This window comes from Paraeggerthella hongkongensis (assembly GCF_003726035.1).
Classification (GTDB): domain Bacteria; phylum Actinomycetota; class Coriobacteriia; order Coriobacteriales; family Eggerthellaceae; genus Paraeggerthella; species Paraeggerthella hongkongensis.
Map to the genome: position 1 here is coordinate 19,990 of NZ_QICD01000033.1, position 7,512 is coordinate 27,501.

At 58.3% G+C, this 7,512-nt stretch carries 7 protein-coding genes; all 7 read left to right on the forward strand.

Annotated features, from left to right (window positions below; translation table 11 throughout):
• The first annotated feature begins 96 nt into the window (after positions 1-96).
• The 7 genes from DMP08_RS11200 (at position 97) to rpsI (ending at position 7,142) form a co-directional block, all read left to right on the forward strand.
• Positions 97-1,737: a molybdopterin-dependent oxidoreductase gene (locus DMP08_RS11200; RefSeq protein WP_123192967.1), complete on the forward strand. Its 1,641-nt coding sequence runs from the start codon at positions 97-99 to the stop codon at positions 1,735-1,737.
• A 12-nt stretch (positions 1,738-1,749) separates the two neighbouring features.
• Entirely contained in the window at positions 1,750-2,559 is an 810-nt protein-coding gene (locus DMP08_RS11205) for a molybdopterin-dependent oxidoreductase (RefSeq protein ID WP_123192968.1), read from the forward strand.
• 8 nt (positions 2,560-2,567) lie between these two features.
• Positions 2,568-2,846 (forward strand): Ig-like domain-containing protein, encoded by a 279-nt coding sequence (locus DMP08_RS11210; RefSeq protein WP_123192969.1) that lies wholly within the window; start codon positions 2,568-2,570, stop codon positions 2,844-2,846.
• A 286-nt stretch (positions 2,847-3,132) separates the two neighbouring features.
• Positions 3,133-4,413 (forward strand): O-acetylhomoserine aminocarboxypropyltransferase/cysteine synthase family protein, encoded by a 1,281-nt coding sequence (locus DMP08_RS11215; protein ID WP_123192970.1) that lies wholly within the window; start codon positions 3,133-3,135, stop codon positions 4,411-4,413.
• Positions 4,414-4,582: 169 nt separating this feature from the next.
• Positions 4,583-5,848 carry a sensor domain-containing diguanylate cyclase gene (locus DMP08_RS11220; protein ID WP_123192971.1) on the forward strand — a complete coding sequence of 422 codons (1,266 nt, stop codon included), beginning with the start codon at positions 4,583-4,585 and terminating at the stop codon, positions 5,846-5,848.
• A gap of 463 nt (positions 5,849-6,311) precedes the next feature.
• Complete coding sequence (gene rplM / locus DMP08_RS11225; protein ID WP_123192972.1) at positions 6,312-6,746, forward strand: 50S ribosomal protein L13; 435 nt, start codon at positions 6,312-6,314, stop codon at positions 6,744-6,746.
• Positions 6,747-6,749: 3 nt separating this feature from the next.
• A complete protein-coding gene (gene rpsI, locus DMP08_RS11230) occupies positions 6,750-7,142 on the forward strand; it encodes a 30S ribosomal protein S9 (protein ID WP_123192973.1) in 393 nt (130 codons plus the stop codon).
• The last annotated feature ends 370 nt before the right edge of the window (positions 7,143-7,512 follow it).

Genomic DNA, 7,512 nt, shown 5'->3' on the forward strand with positions numbered 1-7,512 from the left:
GAGGGAGGAGGTTCGTGGAGCGCCGGAGCATCGCGGTATGGAAGGCAGACGAGGAAAGGAGGATCGGTTTCGTTCGTTCAACGTAAAGGAGGATTCATGAAGAAAGAAGAGCGTTCGGCTTTGCATCGCCGAAGCAAGCCCAAACTGATCGCTTCCCTCGCGGCGGTTGTTCTGGTTGCTTCGTTTGCGGCTTGGGGATGCAGTCCCAAGCCGTCATCGGAAGATCAAGGTTCTGCAAGTGGAAAGACGGATCCCGTGACCGTGTCGGATCCCGATCAGCTGGCCACGTTCAGCGGGTTCCCCGAGTCCGGTCGTTTCGTGGACGGCATTGCGTCGTTGCCTGGATTCTACAAGAACACGGACAAGAACGACGCCAACGCCCAGGCCCGCGAGCCTCGCCGCTACACCGATCGCAACGGTTTTTTGGTGCAGCCCGTGCCTTCGGACGATATCGGGTTCAACAACACGTACCTGAACGCAGACAAGCGCGGGTGCACCTCATGCCATACGCTGGAAAACGCGCTCATGAGCCTGCCCACCTACCATCGTCTTATTTTCTTCGGGTACAACACCGAGCAAGGGTACCAGAACTGCATCGCGTGCCATTCCGAGTCGTATTCGGGGAACAAGCTGAGCGATCCCATCCATACGCTGCATATGGAAAGCCCCATGTTCACCGACAGGGATGGCGGCACGTGCCAGTCTTGCCACTACGTTGACTCCACGACCGGTTCGTTCGAGCGCTGGGACGAAGTGAAGTACAATCTGTACAAGGGCATCACCGATCTGAAGGCGGACGAGGCGAAGCCGTCCGTCACATACGATCAGACCACTATCACGCCGCCCGAGAATCGTTTCTACAAAACCATCAAGGACGAGCCGAGCGAGTGGTTGACCGACGACTCCCAGGTTGACGAATCCATTTACCAGAACTGGGTCATTTCCGTTGACGGCGATTGCGAAAACCCGGTCGAGATGACGCTGCCCGAAATGGAGCAGAAGTTCGGAACCGTGAAGCAAGTCATGAAGATGGACTGCACCATCAACGGCGTGGGCCAGGCTACCATCATGCAGAGCGAGGTGGAGGGCATTCCCGTGTCCGCCATCATCGACTATGCAAAACCCAAAGCGGGTGCCAATATCTTGAGCCCCATCAGCTCCGATGGGTACGATTACGCCCAGATGAGCCTTGATTGGCTGCGCGACAACGATGCCATCATCGTGACCAAGATGGACGGCAAGCTGCTCCCCAATTCCCAGGGCTATCCCTGCATGATTTGGGTGTACAAGACTTCCGGCGGCAACTTCACCAAGCGCATCTCCAACCTTACCTTCATGACGAAGCCCGCTGACGAGCTTGATGCTCAGCTGTACGTGGGCCAGTTCACCGACGATCGCACGGGCGAGATCTACTCCAAGCCCAACAGCGGCGTTCTGAACTATCCCACCGGCGTGGTCCTGTCGGGAGACGAGGCGAAGACCGTGCATCTGGAAGGTTTTGCCGATGCTTGGGACGAGCCCATCAAGAAGGTCGAGTTTTCCTTCGATCATGGGAAGACGTGGAAGGTGCTCGATACCCCCAACAACAATGCCGATTACTGGACGTACTGGCGCATGGACTTTACGCCGCCGTCCCCGGGCGCATATCTGCTTGATATCCGCACGACGAGCGAAAAGCCCGATGGGACCGACAGAGTGTGTCAGTACAACACGCAATTCATGTTCACGGTAGAGTAGGAGGGGATTGACATGAAGACGAAAACGCAACACGGTCGCACCACGCTCTCCGCTCTGGCCGGCCTGACCATGGTAGCTTCGATGGCCGCTGCGCCGGTTGCCCTTGCGTCCGAGACGGATGCTTCGGCATCGCGTCCCGCTGGCGAAAACGAAGCGCGGACTTACGGTGCGCCGATCGAGAACGTGCAGGTCACCGATGCCGTAGTCAAGGGCGAGTTCTCCTATGATCAGGGCGTCATCACGCCAAACGCGATAATCAAAACGCTGTTCCAAAAGGCCACGAACGCTTTGTGCGGAGCATCCGTCGATCTTGCGGTCGACAATCCCCTGGGCTGGCAGCTGTCGGTTTCGGGAGATGTGCAGTCTGCGTTTACCGCTTCGGTCGGCGATCTTGCCAAGGAGGAGTCCACGAACAAGGTGATGTCGTGTACCTGCGGCGGAAATCCGGCTGGTGGGCGCGCAACCATCACCGCTGACGTGAAGGGCATCCCCGTGGAGCACCTGCTGAAGCGCGCTTCCGTGCAGCCCGGGGCGAACACGGTGACGTTCGTTTCTTCCGATGGCACTGAGGCTTCGTTCTCTTTGGGCTATGTGCTGGGGCATCATGCTGTGCTGAGCTATCAGGTCAACGATGAAGATTTATCCGCTTCCGTAGGCGGCAACAACCAGCTTTGGATGACGAAGACGCCCGCGAACTACTTTGTTCGCGATGTCGCGAGCATCGTTGTTTCCACGCAAAAGCAGGCTCCTGCCGATCCAGGGCTTTCCGACGCCCATCCCAACAGCCCGAACGTTGGCGTGTTGGCGGGCGCTCAGGAATAGGTGGAGCCATGATCGTCCCTATGCAGGTTGAAGCTGGAAAGCCGGTGACATTGAGCGGGTATGCCGAAGACTATGGAAACCAAATTGCATCGGTGCAGTTTTCGTTGGACGACGGTCGGAACTGGACTACGTTCGACGTTTCCGACTCTGCGCCTGAACTGTCCGTTCAATGGAGCTTCTCATACACGCCTCCTAAGCCTGGCTTCTATCGGCTGCTGGTTCGATCTGTTGCCGAGGACGGGACGGCGAGTCCTTTGGCCGACGTAGCGGAGTTCACGGCTACCTGATGGAGCCGCTCGACGGATTGCCGAAACGGCCCCGGATTGCCCGGGGCCGTTGAATGAGACGAAGGGACGGGGTCAATGACTCATTTTCTGGCCTGCGGCCGAAAATGAGTCATTGACCCCGTCCCTTCGTCTCATCTCCCTATTCTTCACACTCTTACAAACAGATAGCCTGGTTATTCTATAAACAGATTGCAAGTTATCGGAAAGACACGGCTACCAAGCGCGTTGCGGTGCCCGGTATAATGAGCCGGACACATTCCCCGGACCCTTGCGATGAGGAGCCTTTATGAGTGAAAGCATAAGCACGATCTGCGTACAGGGGGGCTACCGTCCCGGTGACGGCGAACCTCGACAGATTCCCATTTACCAGTCCACCACCTGGAAATACGATACGAGCGAGCACATGGGCAAGCTGTTCGACCTGGAGGAGGCGGGGTATTTCTATACGCGTTTGCAAAATCCCACGAACGATTTCGTAGCGGCCAAGATCGCCGAGTTGGAGGGCGGCACGGCAGCCATGCTCACCTCGTCGGGGCAGGCGGCCAACTTCTTCGCGGTGTTCAATATTGCCGGTTGCGGCGATCATGTGGTGGCAAGCTCGGCCATCTATGGAGGCACCTATAACCTTTTGGCCGTCACCATGAAGCGCATGGGGCTGGAGTGCACGTTCGTTTCTCCGGATTGCACTGATGATGAACTGGAGGCCGCGTTCCGTCCGAACACGAAGGCCGTGTTCGGAGAAACCATCGCAAACCCCGCCTTGTCCGTGCTTGACATCGAGCGTTTTGCTGCGGCGGCGCATGCGCACGGCGTACCGCTTATCGTGGACAACACGTTTCCCACGCCGGTGAACTGTCGTCCTATTGAGTGGGGTGCCGACATCGTCACTCATTCCACCACTAAGTACATGGACGGCCACGGAGCGAGCGTCGGCGGGGCTATCGTTGATTCTGGAAGGTTCGACTGGACCGCGCATGCCGACAAGTTCCCCGGGTTGTGCGAACCTGACGAGAGCTATCACGGAGTAACGTACACCGAGCGTTTCGGCTTGGCCGGCGCGTTCATTACGAAGGCAACCGCCCAGCTCATGCGTGATTTCGGGTGCACGCAGTCGCCGCAGAACGCCTTCCTTATCAACATGGGTCTTGAAAGCCTGCATCTGCGCATGGCCCAGCATAGCGCGAACGGTTTGGCGCTTGCTCGATTCTTGGATCAGCATCCGAAGGTGGCATGGGTCCGCTATCCCGGTCTTGAGGGCGATGCCGGATTCGAGCTTGCCCAGAAGTACCTTTCCCATGGCGCAAGCGGTGTGGTCAGCTTTGGCGTTGCCGGTGGTCGGGCGGCGGCGGAGACGTTCATGAAAAATCTCAAGTTGGCGCAGATCGCCACGCACGTGGCGGATGCGCGGACTTGCGTGCTGCATCCGGCGAACGCGACGCATCGCCAAATGAACGATGACGAGTTGGCGGCCGCCGGGATCACGCCGGACCTTATCCGCTTGTCGTGCGGCATCGAGGGGACGGCAGATCTTGTCGCCGATGTCGAACGGGCTCTTGCTGCAGTGTAGACGCGCTGCATTTTAGGCAAGAACGAAGGGTTCTGAGTATTGAGAAGCGCAGTACGCTGGAAAAACGGGCGTCCTGCGCTTCTTTTTCGGGGAGTCTGGGTTCGAAAACGGACGATTCTTCGGTAAATTCCTCCCTGGCCGTCAGCGAAGGCTCGGTATACTGGTTCTTATGGGAAACCGCAAAGAACATACCGTTGCACTGTCCGATATCCCCGTCGAGTTTGCCCAGTTGAAGTACACTGGCGAGGGGATAAAGCCGCTTGTTGCCAACGACGAGTTCTTCGCTTTAATGGGCTACGCTCGAACCCCCGGAGAACTCTATCCCGCAGATTTGCTCGCGACGTCGGGATGGGATCAATTTTCCGAGCGCCTCCGGGTTGGAATCGAGGCGGGCGCAACCACGATGGAGATCGAGGTTCCCCAGGAAACGCCCGACGGATCCATCCTCAGGGTGCGAACGCGCTGCAAGTACGATCCCGATCGGCGAGTCGTTTCGTGCAGCGTGCTGGACGTGACGTCGTGGATGGAGACGCGCAAGCGCCTGCGCATGAGCGAGGATGCCTTTCGCGTCGCCGTAGAGATGAGCGGCAAGATCATTGCGGTTTTCGACACCGTTGAGCGAGCGCTGTTTTTGCAGAATGTTTCCGGCGGAAGCCTGATCGAGCCTATCCGCTACGAGGACGTTCCCGATAGTCTGGTAACTCGAGGGCTGGTTGCCCCCGAGGGGATTGACGCGTTTTTGGGGCTGTACCATGATATTGATAAAGGCGTTCCTCATGGAACGGCGGTCATCCGCATGCGCAAGTCTGTTTCCGGCGATTTTCGGTGGTATCAGGTTGATTATGCGCTGGTGATCGATGACGAGGGCAACCCCGCTTCAGCGGTTATCTCGTTCTGGGATGTGACCGAGCGGCGCGAGCTCGAGCGTGCGCAGAAGACACGCGCGGAACGGGATTCCTTGACGGGCGTTTTGAACCGGGCTACGTTCGAGGCGCTGTCCGTTCAGCTTATTCGGGAATCGGAAGGCCAGGTCAGCCACGCTTTCATTATGGCCGATCTGGATGGTTTCAAGATGACGAACGATTCGCTCGGTCATGCGGTGGGCGACCTTGTGCTGGTGTGTTCGGTAGAAGCGCTTGCCGAGGCCATTCGTCATGGCGATATGATTGGGCGTATAGGCGGCGACGAGTTCATGGTGTGCTTGCGCGGCATTTCGTCGCGCGAGGTCATCGAGGCCGTTGCGCGGCGCATGTGCGCGGCCGTGTCGGAGATGGCCGCCGACGATCCGCGGCGTCGGGACTATCCTACCGTGAGTTTGGGGATCGCTTTGTTCCCGCGCGACGGCGCTACATACGAAGAGCTGTACCGCAACGCCGATGCCGCCATGTATCGCGCCAAGCGCAGCGGCGGCAACACGTGGAGGTTCTTCTCGTGAATCGGTTGGCTTTCTAAGGGCAGCGAGGCTTGCGACCTTATTCCCAACCCGGCTTCCCGACGCCTCCCTGTTCTATAGTGTCGAGCAATCCCTGGCGATCGAACACGCCTACCTTAAAGATTTTTTGTCCTCGTTCGCTTGCGGTTTTGCCTTGGTTCCGATCCTCTTTGTGCAAATCACGCGCAACGTTGTGATTATTCGTTGACTTTTAGGGTTTCGCCTGTTTACAATGCAAAGGTTCGCTTTCGAAAGCCCCGTGCATGCAGCATAGAAGCGGAAGCGCGAACCAGGGAGTCCAGACCTTAGGTTGCGCGTCGGCGTAGGAACCCGACATCCGATCTACCTGCACTTTTGAAACCGATCATTCGCCGCAATACGGTTTGCTCGATTCTATCGAGCTGCTGAAGAGCGACGGAAATCCCGCCCCGCACGGCGGGGTAGGACAGGATTTTGGAGGAAGATAGTGAAGACGTATTACGCGAAGCCCAACGAAGTTGAGCGCGAGTGGGTCTTGATCGACGCAGAGAACCAGGTTCTCGGTCGCGTTGCTGCCAAGGCTGCTCACATTCTCAAGGGCAAGCACAAGCCGCAGTACACGCCGCATGTCGACACCGGTGACTTCGTGGTCATCATCAACGTGGACAAGATCCGCGTGACGGGCACGAAGGCTCAGACCAAGAGCTACTATCGTCACAGTGGTTTCCCCGGCGGGCTGAAGTCCGAGACCTTTGAAGAGGCCATGGCAAAGCATCCCGAGCGCGTTATCGAGCATGCCGTCAAGGGCATGCTGCCCAAGAACACGCTTGGTCGCGCCATGGGCAAGAAGCTCAAGGTGTACACGGGTGCGGAGCATCCGCACATGGCTCAGCAGCCCCGCAAGATCGAGATGGAGGGTTAACCCATGGCAGGTGAAGCTTTGTACTACGGCACCGGCCGTCGCAAGAACGCTGTTGCGCGCGTGCGCCTCGTTCCCGGCACCGGCAAGATTACCGTTAACGGCCGCGAAGCTGCGCAGTACTTCGGCCGCGAGGCTCTGGTCGACTACGCCAAGACGCCGTTCAAGGTTACGGATACGATGGACCACTTCGACGTTATCGCCATCCTGAACGGTGGCGGCATCTCGGGTCAGGCCGGCGCTCTGCGCCACGGCATTTCCCGTGCGCTGCTTTCCGCTGGCGATTACCGCGCCGAGCTCAAGAAGGCTGGCTTCCTGACGCGCGACTCCCGTATGGTGGAGCGCAAGAAGTACGGTCTCAAGAAAGCCCGCAAGCGCCCGCAGTTCTCGAAGCGCTAAGCCGTATTTGCGAACAGCATGTCTTTGCAAAGCCCGTCTCTTTCGAGGCGGGCTTTTCTATATAGAGGTGGATGGGGATCGCAGGCGCGTGAAACCGTGGGGTTCCGCGCATTTTCGAAAAAGGCTCTTGCGCCGCGTCCCGGCTTCCCGTAACATGCTCCCTCCGCGCTTCCCCGAGGAGAGGTCGCGGACGTCCTCCACGCGCACATGCGGGCCGGGCGGGCCCCGGCGAGACGGATCGAGAAACTTTTCCAAAAAAGTTCTTGACTCCGGACGGGGGCACGGGTAGTATATCTCCTTGCGCTTCGGGCTTCGGCTTGAAGCGGAGAACCTTGAAAACCGGATACTGAGAAGCAGAACAAGCGAGAAA